The following is a 20,132-nucleotide window of genomic DNA, read 5'->3' as shown; positions in this document are numbered from 1 at the left end:
CAGGGAGCCGGGGGCAGAGCCCCCTGACCCATCTCAGACTTTGACGCGTTCGGATTTGGGGTCATACATTGGCTTCAAAGACGCTTCGGCTTTGACCTTCACGCCACAGACATCGATCTCGTAAGTCGAAGCCAGGACATCGGCTGCTTTCTCACCTTCACAGGGAACATAGCCCATGCCGATAGCGCCGCCCAGCGTGTGGCCGTAGTTGCCCGAACTCAGATAGCCGACATATTCGCCATCCCGCACGATCGGTTCGTTATGAAACAGGAGCGGTTCGGGATCGGCCAGTCTGAACTGTACCAGACGGCTTTGGGGTCCATTTTCCTTACGTGTGATCACGGCCTCGCGGCCAATGAAATCGCAGCCCTTGTCTACCTTGACGGCAAAGCCTAGCCCCGCATCTACCACATGATCTTCGCAAGTGATGTCGTGGCCAAAATGGCGGAAACCTTTTTCAATCCGGCAGCTGTCCATCATATGCATACCGCACAGCTTCAGCCCCATATCCTGACCGGCTTCATGCAGCGTTTCGAACACATGGCCGGCCATATCTGAGGAGACATAAACCTCCCAGCCAAGTTCACCCACATAGGTTACGCGATGCGCGCGGGCCAGGCCCAGGCCGATCTCGATGTTCTGCGCGGTACCAAACGGATTGGTCGCGTTCGAGAAATCAGCCGGAGAGACCTTTTCCAGGAGCGCGCGCGCATTCGGGCCCATCACGGCCAATACGCCCTCGCCCGCAGTGACATCGGTGATGACCACGTTGAAACCACCCGCGTGGCGCTGCATCCAGCTTTGATCAGCAAGCCGCGTCGCCGCCGGGGTGACCACCAGGTAGGAGGTTTCGGTCAGGCGGGTCACAGTGACATCCGCTTCGATCCCGCCAGTGCGGTTCAGGAACTGCGTATAGACGATCTTGCCATTGGGCACCGAGTAGTCACCGCCACCGATATAGTTCATGAACTTCTCGGCATCCGGCCCCTCGACCCGGATTTTGCCGAAGGAGGACATGTCGTACATACCCACATTCTCGCGCACAGCACGGTGCTCAGCTGCAGAGTTTTCGAACCAGTTTTGACGTTTCCAGCTATATTGGTACTCGCGTTCCTGCCCGTCATTGGCAAACCAGTTGGCGCGTTCCCAACCCGCCAATTCGCCGAAAACGGCCCCTTGTTCCTTCAGGTGATGATGGAACGGCGTCCGGCGCACGCCGCGCGCGGTCGCCTTTTGACGATAGGGGTAGTGGTCGGCGTAAAGCAGGCCCAATGTCTCTTTCGAACGCTCGAACAGGTACTTTTTGTTGCCCTGAAACGGCTGCATCCGGCTGATATCCACGTCACCCAGATCGAACGGCTTTTCACCACTGTCCATCCATTCGGCCAACGCCATGCCCGCACCACCGGCGGATTGGATACCGATCGAGTTGAAACCGGCGGCAACCCAGACATTGTCCATCTCGGGCGCGAGACCCAGATGATAAGCGTCATCGGGCGTAAAGCTTTCCGGCCCGTTAAAGAAGGTATGTATGCCCGCTTCGGCCAACATCGGCATGCGTTCACAGGCCGCTTCGAGGATCGGTTCAAAGTGATCGAAATCCTCAGGCAGTTGGTCGAACTCAAAGCTGTCTGGAATGCCGCCCATGGCCCAGGGTTTGGCGTTGGGTTCAAACGCACCCAGCATCATCTTGCCCGCATCTTCCTTGTAATACGCGCATTCATCCGGCACGCGCAAAACCGGCAGCGGGGTCAGACCTTCGATGGGTTCCGAGACGATGTAGAAATGCTCGCACGCGTGCAGCGGGACGTTCACACCTGCCATCCGGCCAACTTCGTGGCCCCACATACCCGCGCAGTTCACCACCATATCACATTCGATATGGCCCGAGGCGCCGCCATCATCGGCAACCCAGTCCACACCGGTGACCGTGCGGCCTTGCTTGACGATATCAGTGACCTTCACCCGTTCTTTGACGACGCCGCCGCGCTGCCGCGCGCCCTTGGCCAATGCCAGGGCGATATTCGCAGGATCGCCCTGCCCGTCGAGCGGCAGGTAAACCGCACCTTTGACACCATCGAGGTTCAGGTGCGGATACATCTCATGCACCCGTTCGTTCGAAATTTCTTCGACCTCGACACCAAAGGCGCGGGCCATGGCGGCCTGGCGGTATATCTCTTCTTTACGTTCTTCGGTCAGCGCGACGGTGATTGACCCGACGCGCTTGAACCCGGTGGCGACGCCGGTTTCCTCTTCCAGCGCGCCGTAAAGCTCTTGGCTGTATTTCGCCAGTTTGGTCATGTTTGCCGTCGCGCGCAGCTGCGCGATCAGGCCCGCCGCATGCCATGTGGTGCCGCTGGTCAACTGCTTGCGCTCAAGCAGGACAACGTCTTTCCAGCCCTTCTTGGTCAGGTGATAGGCAACCGAGCATCCGATGACGCCGCCGCCGATGATGACCACTCGGGCTTTGCTGGGCAGATTAACCATTGTGCAGACTCCGCTTTGTCAGGTTTTTACCTGCATCGCACGGAAGATCGACAGAAAACCTATCAAAAACGTCAGCACATCTACAAAAATCACCTATGCGCGATTTGCCTCTTCTGGCGCCGCATCGCGAAAGGCGTGACCCCAAAGAAGCTTCGATAGACCGACGAAAACCCGTTTGGGAATCCACAGGCAAGGCCGATCTCGCGCACGCTCATGGTTGTGTTCAGCAGCAGGTTGTTGGCTTTGGCCAGCCGCATTTCGCGATAAAACCCATTGGGTGTGGTTCCGAAGAAGGCTTTGAATTTCCGTTCCAGCGACCGGTTCGATAAGCCCAGCAGGTCTACGATCTCATGAATGGGCAGCGGTTCTTCGATGTTTGCCTGCATCAGCTTGATACATTGATCCAGTTTCAGGTCTCCGGTCGCTGTGGTCTTGGCCCCGGAAAACGGCTGCAAAGACGAAAAATCGCGGATGTTTTCGTGCAGCATGATATCCGCGACCGTCATTTTCACCGCGCCTGAGATGTGGCGCCCGATCACCGCCAGGGCGATATCTGTCGTCGCCCCCATCCCGGCGCAGGTGACCACCGCGCCACGTTCGGTTGCGATTGACAGTTTAGCCTCAAAACCTGCACCACGTTCACGCAGGAAAGATGCGTTTTCCCAATGCGTTGCCAAATCGGCTGTTCCCTGTTCGTCAATGTAGCGGCTGGCCGCTTCGGCCAGCAGAAACACCTGCGCGCCGCGATAGGTATAGTCCGAGACGACACGGCCCAGTGACAGGTCGGGTTGATACGGGTCCGTATTCCCGATCACAAAAAGGTAGGCCGCTGTCGGGTTGGGCAAAACGGCTTTGGTCTCAACGGTCGCGTCGCTGCTGCTGGCAATCGGCCCTCCGCGCAGGGATCGGTAGCCAAAGGAAAACCGGGGCGACGGGCAGACCCGGTTTGCAATACGCAGCACATCGACCAAAGACGCCAGTTCCAACAACACATAGCCCGGCGCGACCAGTATGTCGAAATGGACAAGATCAGGGCCTGGTTCGGCGGAGGCTGAAACGGGTGTCTCTGTCATTCAGCCCTGCACATTTCTCAGACGATCTGATGACCGGCAGCCTTAAGCCGATGAGCCAAAGCCTCGATGTGATCTGGGCCGATCTCACAGCATCCGCCAACAATCGTCGCGCCTTGATTGACCCAGGCCATGGCATGATCGGCATAGGCTTTGGGCCCCAGATCATGGCGCTGTTCCAGCGCATCAACCGTCGGGGCATCTTTCAAAAAACCGTCCGCGATATGGGTGAAACCATTGGCATAGGCCCCAAAGGGCAGACCCATGCCGGACAAAACATCCAACGCCGCCGGGATTGCCTCGGGCGGCGAGCAGTTGATCAGAACGGCGTCGGGGTGATGTTCGGCGACCAAGGGGGCGATATCCTGCAAAGGCTCACCCGAGCGCAGGCGTGTTCCGTCCTCATCCATCACCGACACGGCCAACCAGACAGGTTTCCCGCAGTTGGCTGTCCCGTGCAGGGCTCCTTCGGCCTCAAGAACCGAGGACACGGTTTCATGCAGGAACATATCGACATCATCCGCCATCAACGCGACCAGCTCACCAAACTTTTGCGCCGCGTCGTCCGGGTCGGGCATCAGGTCGGGTCGGTATGACGCCAACAAAGGCCCCAGTGATCCGGCAACCCGCCCTGTTCCATCCGGCCGCGCGGCCTTGGCCTGTGTCACAGCGGTTTGCACCAGCGGCGTCAGCTGATCTTCGATCCCTTCACGCACCAGGCGCGAGCGGTGAACAGCATAGGTGTTGGTCGTGGCAACGGTTGCGCCGCGGGCGAAGTATTCAGCATGCACGTCATGGACCAATTCAGGATGATCAATCATCACCCGCGTCGACCACAATGGCGTCGGGCGCTTGCCGCTGCGCTTCACCAGCTCCTGCCCGATCGAGCCATCCAACAGAGTAATTTTTGCCATACCAAACCTTCCTTACGGGATCAGCACCAGTTTCCCCGGCAGCGCTTTGGACTGAAACGCCTCTTGCGCCTGAGTGATATCCCTTAAGGGGTATGTACGGGAAATCAATGGCTTGATGCGACCAGCATTCATAAGTTCGACCAGGCGGCCAAAGACCTCGGGCGCTTGATGCGTGCAGCCGTGGATGGTGATGTCGCGCAGATAGATATCGCGCAGGTCTGCCTGTACCATCGGGCCCGCGATTGCACCGGATACGGCGTAGTGACCGCCGGGTTTCAGCGCAAGGATCAGATTTGCCCATGCCGGGCCACCAACCACGTCGATAACAACATCGAACATATCGGCAGGCAGAGGCGCATCGCGGTCAAAGGTCCCGACCGCGCCCTGAGATTTCACCACCTCGGCTTTTGCCTCCCCGGTCACGCCCCAGACCTGTGCGCCATGCAGGCGTGCCAGTTGCACAGCGGCCAGACCTACGCCACCCGATGCGCCAGTTATCAGGACCTTGTGACCAGCGGTGACACCCGCGCGGGTCAGTAGATTCTCGGCGGTCCCGTATGCGCAAGGGATGGCCGCAATCTCGATATCTGACAGGGGCGAAGCGGAGACGTCATAAAGATCATCCGCCTCAACTAGACAATATTGCGCAAAGGCCCCATCGATCTCGGACCCCAGCGCGATGAACCCGTGCGGATGACCGGGACGCGGACGTGGCAGGTTGATCGGGCAGGTCACGCGCTGACCCGGCTTGAACCCCACCTCAGAGCCGACAGCTTCGACGATGCCACACAAATCACCCCCTTGAATCCGAGGAAATTGTAATGCACCGCCCCAGCCCCCGGCCTCGACATCCTGATCGACGTCATCTGTGGCCCCGGTTACATCCGACGAATACCAGCCGACCCGTGTATTGATATCCGTGTTATTGACCCCGGCAGCTGCAACGCGCACCAGAACCTGCCCGGGGCGGGGCATTGGCACGGCAATATCTTCACGCCATTCCAGCGCCTCGGGCCCACCATGGTGGGTCAGATAAACGCCGGACATTGTGGTTGGGATAGTCATAGGGGACGCCGTTCAACCTGCATCATCGGGATGGGGCGGAACAGGGCCCATCGGTACAATATCATAGCGGGAATTAAGCGCAGCCATCTTTGCCTCATCAGCAAAGTCAGCCTCACTCATATTCGCCAGCTCAACCAGGAAATCGTCAAAACCCGAAGGCTGAAAGATCATCAGCATCTTTGCGGGTGCACTGCCCGCTGTTCGGCACGCGTGCGGCACACCCGGGGGCACGTGCATCGTGGTCCCTGCCCTGCAGCGATGCCAATCGCCATCGATGTAAAAATCAACCTCACCATCCAGAAAATAGAATGTTTCGGCGTGGGTTTCGTGTCGATGAAGGCCAAGCGCAAAGCTGGCCTTCAGATTGTCCTCCATAAGAGTATAAGCGCCATTCGTATCCCGACCGGACACTTTCACAAACGTATGGTCGTTTTCCCAGTCATAGTTGGGGCCGTCACCAGGCCCCAGAACTGAATAGCGTTTGCCCATTTTGGGTCTCCTTCTTAACGATCAGGCGCGCAGCCGCTCGTTCGCCGGATCCCAGAGCGGTTGGTCCTCTTCTACCACAGCGCGGTATTTCTGACCGTAGATTTCCACCTGAAGCTCGGTTCCAGGGTTCGTGGCGTCGGTCTTAACCATGCCCAGCGCGATGGACTTTCCGACGCGGTAGCCCCATGCGCCCGAGGTCGTCTCACCCACGATCTGATCACCTTGCCAGATGCAGGACATGTAAGGCGCATCGCAATCACCGGCTTCAACGGTCAGTGTCACAAAGGATTTCTTCACCCCTTGCTGTTTTTCGTTCAGGATCGCAGCCTTGCCGGGGAAATCCTGCGGCTTGTCCAGCTTCACGAAACGCTCCAGCCCGCCTTCAAGCAGTGAATAGTCGGTGCTCAGATCGCCCTTCCAAGCGCGGTATCCTTTCTCGATGCGCAAGGAGTTCAGGGCGTACATCCCAAACGGCTTGGCCCCGGCGTCAAGGATCGCGTCATAGATGGCTGGCATATCCGCGTTCAGGGCATGGACCTCCCAACCCAACTCTCCTGCGAAGGACACACGGATCAGATGGGCAGGGTGTCCGGCCACCGTGGCGCTTTGATGGGTCAGCCAGCCGCTGGTCAGATCGGCGTCGGTCATCCCCGCCAGTATCTCACGCGACTTGGGCCCTGTGACGATCAGCGTGTCGCGGGTTGTGGTGACGTCTTCAATCGAGACAGTCGAGGGCATCGCGCTGAACAGGATATCCCGGTCATGCCATTGCGCGGTCGCGGCAGTGATCATCACGAACTCATCCTCACCCAGACGGACACAGGACATCTCGGTCAGGATGCGACCGCGTGCATCTGCGATGTAGACCAGGTTAATACGTCCGATCTTGGGCAGACCACCGGTGACAAGGCCGCGCAGCGCCTCAGCAGCTCCCTCGCCCTTGACGATGAAGCGCGAGAAACCCGGCAGGTCCAGCACGCCACAATGGTCGCGCACAGCTTCGCATTCTTCCTTGATCCGCTGTTCCCACGGACCCGAACGACCCCAGGTATGCGTGGCCTCAAGCGAGGTATCGTCGCCCAGTTGCGCGAACCAGTTGGCGCGTTCCCAGCCGTTATAAGCCCCCATGACACCGCCTTGCGCGATGACTTTGTCATGCACCGGCGACAGTTTCTTATCGCGTGCGGCAGGCCATTCGTGATGCGGGAAGTGCATGGCGTATTCGTTGCCATAAACCTCCAGACCCTTCTGGTTACAGTAGTCTTGATCGGTGTAATCGGTGTAACGGCGCGGATCGACGGCCCACATATCCCATTCGGTGGCGCCATCAACGATCCATTCGGCCAACACCTTGCCCGCGCCACCGCCCTGCGCGATACCGAATGTAAAGGTGTGTGCTTCAAACGCGTTTTTCACACCTGGCATTGGACCGATCAACGGCAGACCGTCCGGCGCGTAAGGGATCGGGCCATTGATAACGCGGCCAACGCCCGAGGTCGCCATCAGCGGCACCCGCTCCATCGCATCGGTGACAATGTCTTCGATCCGGTCCAGATCGTCGTTCCAGAGCTGGAAGCTGAAATCCTCGGGCATCGGGTCATCTTCGGTCATCCAGTGGCCCTTACAGTTGGGCTCATACGGGCCGAGGTTGAAGCCGTGCTTCTCCTGCCGCAGGTAGTAGGATACGTCCACATCCCGTAGCAGTGGCAGCTTGCCGCCATTTTCCTTGGACCATTCTTCGATTTCAGGAATCTCATCGGTCAGCAGGTACTGATGGCTCATGACCATTGCTGGAACGGTCCGACCACCAAAAGGTTTGAACCATTCACCCACGCGCTGTGCGTAGTAACCAGCAGCATTCACGACATAGTCACAAGAAATATCGCCCTGATCTGTGTGCACCGTCCAGGTGCCATCGTCGTGTTGGGTCACACCTGTCGCCGGGCAGAAGCGGATGATCTTCTGGCCCATGTCACGAGCACCTTTGGCCAGCGCCTGTGTCAGCTGGGCGGGGTCGATATCGCCATCTGTTGGGTCATACAAAACGCCTTCAAGATCATGCGTTTCCAAGAACGGGTAGCGCTCCTTGGCCTCTTCCGGGGTCCACATTTCCATCGGAATGCCCTGATACCGGCCCATCGCCAAGGCGCGTTCGAATTCCTGCATCCGCTCTTTGCTGTGCGCCAGACGGATCGAACCCGACTGGTGATAGTTCATCGGATAGTCGACCTCATCCCCCAGCCGCGCATAAAGCTCGGTCGAATACCGCTGCATGTTCATGATCGCCCATGAGGTCGAGAAGGTCGGCACGTTGCCTGCTGCATGCCATGTCGAGCCTGCGGTCAGTTCGTTCTTTTCCAGCAGAACGCAATCAGTCCAGCCTTTCTTGGCAAGATGATACAGGGACGAGGCCCCCACCACGCCACCACCGATGATAACCACGCGGGCTTTTGTCGGAAAATCATTCATGTCATTCAGTCCCTGTTACTGTGCCTCTTGGGGCAGATCGTCCGTAATGTCGTAGTAGTCGCCCTTGTCAGCCACGAAGATGTGGCGGGCGAGGTGCAACCCGGTGGGCCCGTCAAAGGCCCCCATGGAAATCGAAATCGTGTCCTCGTCATTGTGCTGCCAGAAGAGAAACGACCCGCATGCATTGCAGAACCCGCGACGGGCGGTATCAGAAGCTTCGAACCACTTTAGCGTGTCGCGCGCGGTGAAACTCAGATTGTCCTCATGCGTCCAGGTCGAGGCCCAGACATGCCCGGATTGCTTGCGGCACTGGCCGCAATGGCAGGCCGAGGGTGGCGACAGTTCCCCGTCAATCTCAAAGACAACAGAACCGCAAAGGCAAGATCCGGAATACATGGTTTTACCCCCTTGTTACGGGCGTCGAACTGGCCCCCAGCATGACACCATAGATGATGAAACAGGTTGCCATCACACGGCGCACCCAGATGTTGAACACCGCCCCCAACGCCGCTTTGCCCATCATCGCGCCCAGCACTGTGAAACCCGTATAGCTGAGCGTGGTGATCACCAGCGCGGTGGGCATGATCACCCCCATTTGCTGCCAGACCGGCACGTCGGGCTGCACGAATTGCGAAAAGGCGGCAAGGTATCCGGCCACGCTTTTAGGATTGATCGTCGCTACGGCCAACGCGTGCAGATAAACATGGCTTGCGGGTCTTTCACTGGCTGGCGCAGGTTTTGCTGCGTTCATCCAGCCGCGTATCCCGAGCCAGATCAGAAAACCGGCCCCGATCAGTTTGGCGATGAAGAACCCGGTCGGAGAGGCAGCAATCAGCGCGGTCACACCCAGCGCAGACAGGATCAGAAACGCGCTTGCCTGCGTCAGGATCGCAAGAACCCCCAACATGGCCTTGGGAAATGACAAGCTCATCCCGTTTGAGATACAATTGACCGCGTTCGGCCCCGGCGTCGTCACAAACACCACCCAGAACAGGGCGAATATGGTCCAGGCCTCGAAACTCATCAATACACCGGCGGGGCGATCACCCAGATGGCTATGGCAGGCTCATCATAGGGGTTCGCCCATTGATAGGGTTCATGCTTGATCCGAAAACTGTCACCCGGTTCGACGGTGTATTGACGCGCGCCGATGATCAGGTCCAGCCGGCCCGAGATCATATATCCAACTTCCTGCGTCGGTCGATTGGCAGGCTTTTGCATTCTTGATCGGGGCTCAAAGGTGGAATGGACCATTTCGAAATCGTCTGTCAGATCGGGCGACAGCAGCTCTTCAATCAACCCTTCCTCGCCCGAACCCATAGGTCGGCGTGAACCGGCACGGACCACATAACCTTGCTCTTCCGCGGGTACCGACGAATGCGCAAACAACATCGACATCGGAACACCCAGACATTCTGCGATCTGACGCAGGTCCGAGATCGACGGGTCGGACATGTCTCGCTCAACCTGGCTGAGCCACCCGACGGAGCGGTTAAGACGCTCGGCAATCTCGGACAAGGTTAATCCCCGCGCCTTGCGCAAGGCGCGCAGGTCCGCTCCGAGTGTGGCGCTTTGCGGGGCCTGACTGTTCAAAGGGCGCTCCGAATCTCGTGAAATTTACGTCTCGTTTTTCACGATGGCGCAGTTCTGTGAAATTTCCAAGAGTTTTTTCACGGATACTGACGTTGTGCCGATCTACAAAAAGTGAGACACGAAAGCTACCCGCCGAATGTCTGAGTCAGGATCGATGCAAGGCGATCTGCGTCGGTTTGACTAAATGCGTCCGGCCGATCGCTATCTATGTCAAACACCGCGATCACGGCACCCGTGGCGTCGCGCACCGGCAGAACCAGCTCGGACCGGGTGGACGAAGCACAGGCGATATGGCCGGGAAACGCGTCCACATCCGGCACAAGTTGCACCTCGCCTGTGCGTGCGGCGGCCCCGCAAACGCCGCGTTCAAACGGAATGACTAGACAGCCATGACCACCCTGATACGGTCCGATCTTCAGCAGGCCGGGCTGGGTCACGCGATAAAACCCCGTCCAGTCAAACCGATCATCGGAATGATGAACCTCACACGCGATAGTGGCCATCAGGGCGACCTGATCCGTTTCCCCTTCGGTCAGGGACGCGATGGTTTTGGCAAGGGTATCGTAATCGATTGTCATGACGCGCTTTCAGGTAGGGGAAACGGGAGCCAGCCCCGCATCCCCGAACTATGTGGAAAACGATAAAGCGTCAAATGCGTTCGATGGCGATGGCGGTGCCTTCCCCTCCGCCAATACAAATCGCTGCAACACCGCGTTTAAGGTTCCGTTTCTCCAGCGCATTCAGCAATGTGACCATGATCCGTGCGCCGGATGCACCAATCGGGTGACCCAGCGCGCAGGCGCCGCCGTTCACATTCACTTTCTCCCGTGGCAATCCCATTTCATGCATGAAAGCCATTGGAACCACGGCAAAGGCTTCGTTTACTTCCCACAGATCGACATCCTCGACTGCCCAACCGACCCGATCCAGCAGTTTCCGCGCTGCGGGCACCGGGGCCGTGGTGAACAGACCCGGTGCTTGAGCATGACTGGCATGACCCAAAATTCGAGCACGGACCTTTAGACCCTGTGCTTCGGCCTGGGCTGCAGACGCCAACACCAATGCGGCCGCACCATCCGAGATCGAGGAAGCGTTGGCCGCCGTGACCGTACCATCCTTGCGGAAGGCGGGTTTCAGGGTCGGAATTTTCTCAGGCCGGGCGGATTTAGGCTGCTCGTCCGTGGACTGAGTCACCTCACCCTTGCGCGTCCGCACGGATACAGGGGTGATCTCATCGTCAAACGCTCCGTTTTCCTGCGCGGCCAATGCGTTGAATAAGGATTGCAGGGCGTATTCATCCTGCGCCTCACGCGTGAATTGATAGGCCTCGGCACAGTCTTCTGCAAAGGTGCCCATCAGCCGACCCTTGTCATAAGCGTCTTCCAGGCCATCAAGGAACATGTGATCCACAACCTGCCCATGCCCAATGCGCGCACCACCTCGCATCTTTGGCAGCAGATAGGGGGCATTTGTCATGCTCTCCATTCCACCCGCAACCATCAGGTCCGCATGGCCCAGCGCGATCTGATCAAAAGCCATCATGGCAGCTTTCATGCCCGACCCGCACATCTTGTTCAGCGTTGTCGCTGGAACATCTTCGCCCAAGCCAGCTGCAAAACCAGCCTGACGCGCGGGGGCTTGCCCCTGCCCGGCAGGAAGAACGCAGCCCATCAGAACCTCATCCACCGACTGGGTGCCCGCCTGCGCAAGCGCCGCCCGGATCGCCGTGCCACCGAGCTCCGCCGCCGAGACGCCATCAAACATGCCCTGAAACCCACCCATCGGGGTACGCGCGGCCCCTGCGATCACAACATCTTTCATCCCGGCCTTCCTTTGTTCGAATTCTGTCCTCTGAATACCGAATGGTAAGATTTGCCGTCTAGCGTATTTCTACGACGTAGTTTTAGCGAAGAGGGCGGTCAAAATGGGTCTGACCAGCAAGACGACCGGGGATACCCAGATCATAACGGTCCAATCCGACCGAATCGATGCTGCCATGGCCATCCAGTTCAAGGAGGATATGCGGCGCGAAACCGAAACAGAATGCGGCCGCGTCATACTGGATCTGGCAGGGGTCGAGTTTATTGATTCCAGCGGTCTGGGTGCGATCGTCGCGTCGATGAAACAGCTTGGTGACGGCCGCAGACTGGATTTGTCGGGCCTGCAACCGGTTGTCGAAAAGGTTTTTCGCCTGACGCGCATGGACACAGTGTTCAAACTGTTCACAACTCTAGACGACGCTTTGGCAGAGACGTTGGACTGATCTGGCAGGAGTGAACTGCGTGACGCCGATACGGAACGAAACCTGCCTGGAACTCAGCTTTCCCGCCACCGAGGTGGAAGCCAGCGCCGGGATTGCACAGCTCAGCACCGGGCTGGCACAACAGGGGTTGCCTGATCATATGGCAGATGACGTCAAGATTGCCCTGGCTGAGGCAATCAACAACGTGGTTGAACATGCCTATGAGGGGATTGCGCCCGCAAAGGTGCAGGTAACCTGCCGGCTTGAACGCGACCGATTGGACATTTTGATCTCGGACACCGGGAACCCAATGCCCGGTTATCAACTGCCTGACGGAACCCCAGCCTCTGTCGAAACCGACCTGCGGGATCTGCCCGAAGGCGGATTCGGATGGTTTTTGATCAACCAACTGACAAGCGATATCTGTTATGAGCGACATCAGGGATGCAATCGCCTGTCCCTGCGATTTGACTTTGAACGCCAACACTAATTGAATCACTGTCGCCACAATAACGCCTTTTTCGAACCATTGTGGCGCCTCAAACAACCATCATACAGTGACTCGTAGCTCAGATAGCTTCCCTCGGCGCCAAGTGTCACAGCCCCCACCCAGTGAACGGCGCCGAGGAACCTCCCCCCGCCTGAAATATCTGGACAATCCTTCCCCCCACTTTACCTTCGCCACGGCAAGGAAGAGGAGAGAAGTTATGCGCGATTTGCACGTGCCTGGACGGTCCGAGGTTCTGGCAACAGAAGGTATGTGCGCAACCTCTCATCCCCTGGCGACAAAGGCCGCGCTGGATATTCTGGCGCAGGGCGGCAATGCAATGGACGCGGCCATCGCCGGTGCGGTTTTGCTGGGCATTTGCGAACCACAAATGACCGGGCTGGGCGGCGATTGCTTTGTCCTGTTCAACCGGGCGGGCGAAAACAAGGTTCGCGCGCTGAACGGATCAGGCCGAGCCCCGGCCAAGACCAATGCTGATGCGTTGCGCGCTCAGAACCTGACCGCAATCCCCCTGACCAGCCCCGATGCGGTTACGATTCCCGGCGCGGTCGATGCGTTCTGCCATCTCGCTGAAACTGAAGGGCTGTTGGGACTGGCCGCAATTCTGCAACCCGCAATCCACTATGCCGAACTGGGTGTTCCGGTTGCAGCGCGCGTGGCCTTTGACTGGCAAAGCGGGGCAGCAACCCTGCAAGGGGCTGCAAAACAGCACTATCAGATAGATGGACAGGTTCCCAAGGTTGGTCAGGTTTTCCGATCCCCCGGTCAGGCAGAGGTGTTGCGCCGCATTGCCAAAGACGGGCGTGAGGCCTTCTACACTGGCGAGATCGCTCAGGATATGCTGTCTGCACTGTCCCGACTCGGTGGTGTGCACACCGCCGAAGATTTTGAACGTACCGCATGCACGCCGACGGACCCGATAAGCGGCAGCTATGGCGGTATCGATCTGGTCGAGCATCCACCCAACGGACAAGGTGCAACCGCCATCTTGCTGCTGAACATCCTGAAACATTTCGATCTGGCAGACATGGACCCGTTTGGCGCAGACCGGGTCCATATCGAAGCGGAGGCCACCAAGCTGGCCTATGATGCGCGCAACCGTTTCATCGCCGATCCGGACCACACCGCACGTGCGGAACGTTTCCTTGATCCGGACGTTGCCGAACGCCTTGCCTTGCTGATTGATCCCAAATGCGCAATCGGGGCTCCTGCACCGCTGACCGAAGCCATTCACAAAGACACGGTTTACATCACCGTTGTTGATCGGGATCGGATGGCCGTTTCGCTGATCTACTCGATCTTTCACAGTTTCGGTTCGGGGATCGCCTCGGACAAATACGGAATTCTGCTGCAAAACCGCGGGGCAGGCTTTACGCTGGAACGCGGCCATCCCAACGAATTGGGCGGGGGGAAACGTCCGATGCATACGATCATACCAGGCATACTGACGGAGAACGGGCGCGTCATGATGCCGTTTGGCGTGATGGGCGGGGCCTATCAGCCAACAGGCCACGCCCGGTTTGTATCGAACATGACAGATTTCAACCTTGGGCTACAAACCAGCATTGATGCCCCCCGTGCCTTTGCCGATGGTGGAGTTCTGAAACTGGAACGTGGCTTCCCACAGGAAGCCGCTCAACAATTGGCGGATATTGGCCACACTGTCACAGCTCCAGAAACCCCGCTTGGCGGGGCTCAGGCTATTCGAATCCGCGAGGATGGTATTTTGGAAGGGGCCAGCGATCCGCGCAAGGATGGCTGTGCACTCGGGTACTAGTCACATCCGCCTTTGGCCCCACGGGCCCAAAGGTTCAGTTCAAATGAAAGTGCAGCGGGTAGGAGCCGTCTTCGAAAGGACCAAACATATTGGGGATGTCCGGATGCTCGACCGGTTCGCCCGATTGATCCTCGATCAGATTTTGTTCTGAAACATAAGCGACATAGAAGGATTGATCATTCTCGGCCAACAGGTGATAGAACGGCTGATCCTTGATCGGCCGACTTTCTTCGGGGATGGCTTCGTACCATTCTTCAGTATTCGAAAACTCCGGATCCACGTCAAAAATCACCCCTCGGAAGGGATGTTTTTTGTGACGAACAACCTGTCCCAGGCCGTATTTGGCGTGTGTCTTTAGCATTGTTTCAGCCCCCAAAGCAGTTACTACCTCTTTCCGGGCAGAAAAGCCAATATTTGATCTGAATTTCAGGGAAACAGTCTGTGAACCTTCTACTGACAGTGTTCGAAATTGTCGCACCCGTCTTCATTCTGGCCGGAATCGGCTTTGCCTGGGTCAAGCTTGGGTTCGAATATCGGCTGCAGTTCGTCACCCGATTTGCCATGACATTGGCGGTGCCCAGTCTGATCTTCGTTGCCCTGATGCAAACCGAGATTCCGGGCGGTGACCTGTCGCGCTTTACCGTCGCCACGATCATCGCCAACCTTGTTCTGGCAGCTGTATTCTGGGCTTTCGTGCGCGTGCTGAAATTGGACCAGCGCACCTATCTGTCACCACTGATTTTCGGTAATACCGGAAATCTTGGCCTACCTTTGTGCATCTTCGCCTTTGGTCAGGCGGGGCTGGGATATGCCGTGATTTTCCTGTCGGTGACAGCTTTGTTTTCCTTCACTTACGGCATCTATCTGGTCGCCGGAAAAGGCGCGTATGGGCAGGTGATCCGACAACCTATGGTCTGGGCGACACTTCTGGGTGCGCTGTTTTTGTGGCGGGGGTGGGAAACCCCACTGTTTCTGACCAACACGTTGGATTTGCTGGGGCAAATGGCTGTGCCAATGATGCTTGTCACCCTCGGCGTTGCCATCGCCCGACTCACCACGCGCAACCTGGGCCAGGCGGTGGGACTATCCCTTCTGAAAGTCGGTGTCTGCTTTGCACTGGGCTGGATCGTCGCGGTTGCGTTCGATTTAGAAGCCATCGCTTTTGGCGTACTGGTTCTACAAATGAGCACCCCGGTTGCGGTGACATCCTATCTGCTGGCCGAACGGTTCGAGGCCGATGCCGATGCGGTGGCAGGGATGGTTATGGTCTCGACCGTGTTGTCCGTTGCAACACTACCACTTGTTTTGGCGCTTGTGCTCTAGCGATTGTGATTCCATCCACGCTCAATCTGCGCTAGAATGTCCGAAAAAAGGCATGAGGCACATGAGCAGAATTCTTTTCGTACTCCTTGGGGTGCTGCTTTTGGCATCCTGTGGCGGTGGTTCTAAGCAACCGCCCAGCAGATTGAATGACGCGTGCAGTATTGCGCGCGAGAAGCCCGATTATATCCGGGCCTTTCAAAAAACCGAACGCAAATGGGGCGTTCCCGTTCACGTTCAGATGGCCACCATCTATCAGGAAAGCCGATATCGTCACGATGCGCGCACTCCGCACCGCTATGTTCTGGGCGTAATCCCAATGGGGCGCCAAAGCAGTGCCTATGGCTATGGCCAGGCCCTGGATGGCACGTGGGAGCAATACCAGCGTGAAACCGGCAAGCGCCGCGCCAAGCGGGATCGTATCAGCGATGCGTCGGACTTTATCGGTTGGTACATGAACAAAAGCTACGAGCGGAATGGCATCCATCCTGCGGATACACGCAATCAGTATCTGGCCTATCACGAAGGGCACACAGGGTATGCGCGTGGCAGCTACAATCGCAAATCCTGGTTGCTTGGCGTGGCCAGCGACGTGGATGCGCGCGCCGAAATGTATCAGGCGCAGCTGGCAAACTGCCGATACTAAGCGTGATGGGGTCAGCGGTTTCGCTGACCCTTATTCGCTATTTGTCTGAAAAGATATCCTGATCAAAGGTACCGCCCTTGGTCAGCGGACCCAGCAGTACTGTGGTTTGGGTGCCTGCGTTGTCGTGGATCACCCATTTCCGCAGCTCAACAGGATTGTCGGTGAACATCATCTCGATCCGGCCCGATTCAGGGTTCTTGGGGTCCTGCGCCGTGACCACCGTTGCCGTGCCGTCAAATTCATGCCCAACCACCATATTCGCCTGCCCCAGATTGACGTTGCGCGCCAAAACCAAAGACAGTGGTGTTCGCCTCAGCGGGTATTGCTCGGGCGGTTGGTTCGATTTGGGATCGAAGATCAAAACACTGCCCGCCCGTGCCAGAACAACCGCGCTGTCCGGCGGATCATATTCAAACCGCATTTTACCCGGCCGTTGAATCCAAAGCTCGCCAGTGCTTAGCGAGCCATCGTCATTGACCTGGGTAAAGCTCGTCTGAACCGTTTTCATCTGGTTCAAATAGTTCGAAATCTCTGACAGCGGCAGTTTATCCGCCGCCCAAGCCGCAGGTGCGGCCAATGTCAGTGCAAGGGCAAAAGCAATCTGTTTCATAAGACCCAGATAAGCCTTTTGCCCTTGTTATTAAATATCCTACTGCTCGGGGACGAGGATTTCCCGCTTACCGACGTGATTTGCCGCCGAAACAACGCCTTCGTCCTCCATCTGCTCAACAAGCCGCGCGGCTTTGTTGTAGCCGATGGCAAGTTTCCGCTGGATATATGAGGTCGAGCATTTGCGATCCTTGATCACAATCGCCACCGCCTGATCATACAGCGCGTCTTCGCCATTGGTGTTGCCACCCGTGTTGAGGCCCAAAACGGCGTCGATGTTGTCAGCCTTTTCCTCAGCCGGTCCATCAACCACGCCGCTCATGTAATCGGGTGGGCCGAATTGCTTCAGGTGGTTGACGATTTCCTCGACTTCCTCGTCCGAAACAAAGGGGCCATGGCAACGAGTGATCTTGGCGCCACCCGCCATATAGAGCATGTCGCCCTGCCCCAGCAGCTGCTCAGCACCCATTTCGCCCAGAATTGTACGGCTATCGACTTTCGAGGTCACCTGGAACGAGATCCGGGTGGGGAAGTTTGCCTTGATTGTGCCGGTGATCACATCGACCGAGGGGCGCTGTGTGGCCATGATCAGGTGGATACCCGAGGCCCGCGCCATCTGCGCCAGACGTTGAATACAAGCTTCGATCTCTTTCCCTGCCACCATCATCAGGTCGGCCATCTCATCGACGATGACGACGATATAGGGCATCGCCTCGGGCGCGAATTCCTCGGTCTCGAACATCGGCTCGCCGGTATCATCGTCGAACCCGGTCTGCACCGTGCGGCTGAACATCTCGCCCTTGGCCAGAGCGTCCTTCACGCGGCCATTGTAGCCCGCGATGTTGCGAACGCCCATTTTGGACATCTTGCGATAGCGGTCCTCCATCTCGCCCACGACCCATTTCAGGGCTACGACCGCCTTTTTCGGATCGGTTACAACGGGTGAGAGCAAATGTGGAATGCCATCATAGACGGACAGTTCCAGCATCTTGGGGTCGATCATGATCAAGCGGCACTCATCCGGGGTCAGCTTGTAGAGCAGCGACAGGATCATCGTGTTGATCGCCACCGATTTACCCGAACCCGTGGTTCCCGCGATCAGCAGGTGAGGCATCTTGGCCAGGTTCGCCACGACAGACTCACCGCCGATATCCTTGCCCAACGCCAGAGGCAGCGCATGGTTGCCATCGCCAAAATCACGGCTGGCCAGAATTTCGCGCAGCACCACCATCTCACGATTTTCGTTGGGCAATTCGATCCCGATGACCGAGCGGCCCGGCAGGGTCGAGACCCGCGCCGAGAGTGCCGACATGGATCGCGCGATATCGTCGGCCAGACCAATCACGCGGCTGGCTTTCAGGCCCGGAGCAGGTTCCAACTCGTACATGGTCACAACAGGACCGGGACGCACGCTGACGATCTCACCCTTGACGCCATAGTCATCCAGCACATTTTCCAGCATCCGTGCGTTTTCCTCCAGCGCCTCATCGCTCAGATGGTGGCGCTGAATGGCGGACGGGTTGGACAACAGACCTAAGGGCGGCAACTCGAAATCCGAATGTCGTTCTTCAAAGGACAATGCTGGTTGTGCCTCGGCCTGTGCTCGGCGCGACGGTTGCGGTGTACGACGCACAGGCTGCGCGACCACCGGCTTGCGCGGCTCCGCCACAGGGATTTTCATCGCGGGGCGTACCTGCGGTTCCGGCGCAGGCATGTCTTCGAACACGGTATCGTCGTCGTCAAACTCTGGCTCAGCCGCGAAATCCTGATGCAGCGGCTCTTGCCACTCCGTCGTGGCCTCGGCGCTCAGCGTCGGTTCCGGAGGCAAGTCGGTCCAACTCATGGGTGGTTCGGGCGGCAGCTCCGCAGCTGCACCAGTGTTCAGGATCAGGGGATCAGGTCCCCGGCCACGGCCTTTGGTTAGCGGCAGGTTCGGATCAGGCTCAGGCGTTACCTCACCCGTCGCCACCTTGCGATTACGTACCGCTGCCGAAATTTTCGACCGAATGCGATCTTCGCCCGGCATTTCGTCAAAACCTTCGACCGGCATCGCTTCGACCAATTCCGGTTCAGGCATCGGATCAGGGCGGCGGATCAGAGCCGGCATACGGGCCAGCAGCCCGGTTTTCTGAGGAGGTTCAGGGGTCTCTTCTTCCAACTCTTCAAAAACAGGATCACCAAAGGCAACCACATCCTGCAAGACCGGCTCAACCCGCGCTGCCCGGTGCTCTTTCCATTGCGCGCGACGATCCCGCGCCGCTTGCGCCGTGGCCGAAGCCCCCCGGCCCAGCAAGGTCATCAGCATGTCATAGGACACCACCAGGCCCAGCAGGAAGGCCCTAAAACCGCGCTTTACATCACTTCTGGTGAAGCCCAGAACGAAGACACCCAGCGCAAGCATGCCGATCGCCATCACCAACGACATCAACTTGACAACAAAGGCCGACGAGATCGGGAGGATCAGCAAGATAAAGCCCAGCACAGTATCACCGCCCAAGCCGCCGAGGCCATAGCTATGGGTAACGCGCCACGCCTCTCCGGGCACCAGAGTCGCCGCATAGACCGCCAAAACTGCGATCCAGATGGGTGCAAAGATCAGCCGTGCAATGGCACGATCCTCGCCGAAATGGCCCGCAAACCGCACGCCCCAGACGATCAACGCCAGGGCAAAGCCCCAACTGCCCCAACCCACAACCATAAAGCAAAACGCAGCAACCCAGGCACCGACCCGGCCCATCCAGTTCTGCACCGGCGCATCGGTCGAAACCATCCAGTTCGGGTCCTCGGGCGTGTAGGACCAGATCATTGCTGCCGCAGCCAGGCCCAGCAGGATCAGTGCAATCCCGATCAATTCCTTGCTGCGCCGCTCGATGGCGGCCTGTGTGGTGCTGTCCAGCAGTGGATCGCGGTTGCGCGCGTTCAATGATGCCATTTTGCCCTCGT

19 protein-coding genes are annotated in these 20,132 nt (G+C 58.0%); 5 read left to right on the top strand and 14 right to left on the bottom strand.

Features of this window, described 5'->3' with window-relative positions; genetic code table 11:
• Positions 1 to 33: 33 nt before the first annotated feature.
• The 11 genes from AC2FGE_RS13205 to AC2FGE_RS13155 form a co-directional block, all read right to left on the bottom strand.
• Positions 34 to 2,487, bottom strand: a complete 2,454-nt coding sequence (locus tag AC2FGE_RS13205; protein WP_496819669.1) for a GcvT family protein — start codon at positions 2,485 to 2,487, stop codon at positions 34 to 36.
• An 89-nt stretch (positions 2,488 to 2,576) separates the two neighbouring features.
• Positions 2,577 to 3,560, bottom strand: coding sequence for a GlxA family transcriptional regulator (locus tag AC2FGE_RS13200; protein WP_480826384.1), 984 nt, complete (start codon positions 3,558 to 3,560; stop codon positions 2,577 to 2,579).
• Positions 3,561 to 3,577: 17 nt separating this feature from the next.
• Positions 3,578 to 4,471 (bottom strand): homocysteine S-methyltransferase family protein, encoded by an 894-nt coding sequence (locus AC2FGE_RS13195; protein WP_496819668.1) that lies wholly within the window; start codon positions 4,469 to 4,471, stop codon positions 3,578 to 3,580.
• Between the two features lie 12 nt (positions 4,472 to 4,483).
• Positions 4,484 to 5,536 (bottom strand): alcohol dehydrogenase family protein, encoded by a 1,053-nt coding sequence (locus AC2FGE_RS13190; protein WP_496819667.1) that lies wholly within the window; start codon positions 5,534 to 5,536, stop codon positions 4,484 to 4,486.
• Positions 5,537 to 5,548: 12 nt separating this feature from the next.
• Positions 5,549 to 6,025 carry a cupin domain-containing protein gene (locus AC2FGE_RS13185; protein WP_496819666.1) on the bottom strand — a complete coding sequence of 159 codons (477 nt, stop codon included), beginning with the start codon at positions 6,023 to 6,025 and terminating at the stop codon, positions 5,549 to 5,551.
• 21 nt (positions 6,026 to 6,046) lie between these two features.
• Positions 6,047 to 8,494 (bottom strand): GcvT family protein, encoded by a 2,448-nt coding sequence (locus AC2FGE_RS13180; protein WP_496819665.1) that lies wholly within the window; start codon positions 8,492 to 8,494, stop codon positions 6,047 to 6,049.
• A 15-nt stretch (positions 8,495 to 8,509) separates the two neighbouring features.
• Entirely contained in the window at positions 8,510 to 8,890 is a 381-nt protein-coding gene (locus tag AC2FGE_RS13175; protein ID WP_480550736.1) for a GFA family protein, read from the bottom strand.
• A 4-nt stretch (positions 8,891 to 8,894) separates the two neighbouring features.
• A complete protein-coding gene (locus AC2FGE_RS13170) occupies positions 8,895 to 9,518 on the bottom strand; it encodes a LysE family translocator (protein WP_496819664.1) in 624 nt (207 codons plus the stop codon).
• A complete protein-coding gene (locus AC2FGE_RS13165) occupies positions 9,518 to 10,087 on the bottom strand; it encodes a helix-turn-helix domain-containing protein (RefSeq protein WP_496819663.1) in 570 nt (189 codons plus the stop codon). The genes AC2FGE_RS13170 and AC2FGE_RS13165 overlap by 1 nt, the downstream gene beginning before the upstream one ends.
• Before the next feature lie 125 nt (positions 10,088 to 10,212).
• A complete protein-coding gene (locus AC2FGE_RS13160; RefSeq protein WP_496819662.1) occupies positions 10,213 to 10,665 on the bottom strand; it encodes a GAF domain-containing protein in 453 nt (150 codons plus the stop codon).
• Between the two features lie 70 nt (positions 10,666 to 10,735).
• On the bottom strand, positions 10,736 to 11,908 hold the full coding sequence (locus AC2FGE_RS13155) for an acetyl-CoA C-acyltransferase (protein WP_496819661.1): 1,173 nt from the start codon (positions 11,906 to 11,908) through the stop codon (positions 10,736 to 10,738).
• Between the two features lie 103 nt (positions 11,909 to 12,011).
• Between AC2FGE_RS13155 and AC2FGE_RS13150 the strand changes: the two genes are divergently transcribed.
• The 3 genes from AC2FGE_RS13150 to AC2FGE_RS13140 all read left to right on the top strand — a co-directional run bounded on the left by AC2FGE_RS13150 (position 12,012) and on the right by AC2FGE_RS13140 (position 14,614).
• Positions 12,012 to 12,350 (top strand): STAS domain-containing protein, encoded by a 339-nt coding sequence (locus AC2FGE_RS13150; protein ID WP_496819660.1) that lies wholly within the window; start codon positions 12,012 to 12,014, stop codon positions 12,348 to 12,350.
• A 19-nt stretch (positions 12,351 to 12,369) separates the two neighbouring features.
• Complete coding sequence (locus AC2FGE_RS13145; RefSeq protein ID WP_496819659.1) at positions 12,370 to 12,819, top strand: ATP-binding protein; 450 nt, start codon at positions 12,370 to 12,372, stop codon at positions 12,817 to 12,819.
• A gap of 217 nt (positions 12,820 to 13,036) precedes the next feature.
• Entirely contained in the window at positions 13,037 to 14,614 is a 1,578-nt protein-coding gene (locus tag AC2FGE_RS13140) for a gamma-glutamyltransferase family protein (protein ID WP_496819658.1), read from the top strand.
• Between the two features lie 34 nt (positions 14,615 to 14,648).
• On the opposite strand, the gene hspQ is transcribed toward AC2FGE_RS13140, so the two are convergent.
• Complete coding sequence (gene hspQ, locus AC2FGE_RS13135; RefSeq protein ID WP_496819657.1) at positions 14,649 to 14,975, bottom strand: heat shock protein HspQ; 327 nt, start codon at positions 14,973 to 14,975, stop codon at positions 14,649 to 14,651.
• 80 nt (positions 14,976 to 15,055) lie between these two features.
• Here hspQ and AC2FGE_RS13130 point away from each other — a divergent pair, with 80 nt between their 5' ends.
• Entirely contained in the window at positions 15,056 to 15,937 is an 882-nt protein-coding gene (locus tag AC2FGE_RS13130) for an AEC family transporter (protein WP_496819656.1), read from the top strand.
• 61 nt (positions 15,938 to 15,998) lie between these two features.
• Entirely contained in the window at positions 15,999 to 16,580 is a 582-nt protein-coding gene (locus AC2FGE_RS13125) for a transglycosylase SLT domain-containing protein (RefSeq protein WP_496819655.1), read from the top strand.
• A gap of 37 nt (positions 16,581 to 16,617) precedes the next feature.
• Here AC2FGE_RS13125 and AC2FGE_RS13120 read toward each other — a convergent pair whose 3' ends face one another.
• On the bottom strand, positions 16,618 to 17,190 hold the full coding sequence (locus tag AC2FGE_RS13120) for a LolA family protein (protein ID WP_496819654.1): 573 nt from the start codon (positions 17,188 to 17,190) through the stop codon (positions 16,618 to 16,620).
• Between the two features lie 39 nt (positions 17,191 to 17,229).
• Entirely contained in the window at positions 17,230 to 20,121 is a 2,892-nt protein-coding gene (locus AC2FGE_RS13115) for a DNA translocase FtsK (protein ID WP_496819653.1), read from the bottom strand.
• Positions 20,122 to 20,132 lie beyond the last annotated feature (11 nt).

The sequence above is a fragment of the Ruegeria sp. YTSA075 genome, from assembly GCF_059610245.1.
This window is presented reverse-complemented; position numbering and strand designations above follow the sequence as displayed.

Coding starts and splice junctions, on each gene's coding strand:
- AC2FGE_RS13205 (WP_496819669.1), bottom strand. CDS start 2,487: ATGGTTAATCTGCCCAGCAAAGCCCGAGTGGTCATCATCGGCGGCGGC.
- AC2FGE_RS13200 (WP_480826384.1), bottom strand. CDS start 3,560: ATGACAGAGACACCCGTTTCAGCCTCCGCCGAACCAGGCCCTGATCTT.
- AC2FGE_RS13195 (WP_496819668.1), bottom strand. CDS start 4,471: ATGGCAAAAATTACTCTGTTGGATGGCTCGATCGGGCAGGAGCTGGTG.
- AC2FGE_RS13190 (WP_496819667.1), bottom strand. CDS start 5,536: ATGACTATCCCAACCACAATGTCCGGCGTTTATCTGACCCACCATGGT.
- AC2FGE_RS13185 (WP_496819666.1), bottom strand. CDS start 6,025: ATGGGCAAACGCTATTCAGTTCTGGGGCCTGGTGACGGCCCCAACTAT.
- AC2FGE_RS13180 (WP_496819665.1), bottom strand. CDS start 8,494: ATGAATGATTTTCCGACAAAAGCCCGCGTGGTTATCATCGGTGGTGGC.
- AC2FGE_RS13175 (WP_480550736.1), bottom strand. CDS start 8,890: ATGTATTCCGGATCTTGCCTTTGCGGTTCTGTTGTCTTTGAGATTGAC.
- AC2FGE_RS13170 (WP_496819664.1), bottom strand. CDS start 9,518: ATGAGTTTCGAGGCCTGGACCATATTCGCCCTGTTCTGGGTGGTGTTT.
- AC2FGE_RS13160 (WP_496819662.1), bottom strand. CDS start 10,665: ATGACAATCGATTACGATACCCTTGCCAAAACCATCGCGTCCCTGACC.
- AC2FGE_RS13155 (WP_496819661.1), bottom strand. CDS start 11,908: ATGAAAGATGTTGTGATCGCAGGGGCCGCGCGTACCCCGATGGGTGGG.
- AC2FGE_RS13150 (WP_496819660.1), top strand. CDS start 12,012: ATGGGTCTGACCAGCAAGACGACCGGGGATACCCAGATCATAACGGTC.
- AC2FGE_RS13140 (WP_496819658.1), top strand. CDS start 13,037: ATGCGCGATTTGCACGTGCCTGGACGGTCCGAGGTTCTGGCAACAGAA.
- hspQ (WP_496819657.1), bottom strand. CDS start 14,975: ATGCTAAAGACACACGCCAAATACGGCCTGGGACAGGTTGTTCGTCAC.
- AC2FGE_RS13125 (WP_496819655.1), top strand. CDS start 15,999: ATGAGCAGAATTCTTTTCGTACTCCTTGGGGTGCTGCTTTTGGCATCC.
- AC2FGE_RS13120 (WP_496819654.1), bottom strand. CDS start 17,190: ATGAAACAGATTGCTTTTGCCCTTGCACTGACATTGGCCGCACCTGCG.
- AC2FGE_RS13115 (WP_496819653.1), bottom strand. CDS start 20,121: ATGGCATCATTGAACGCGCGCAACCGCGATCCACTGCTGGACAGCACC.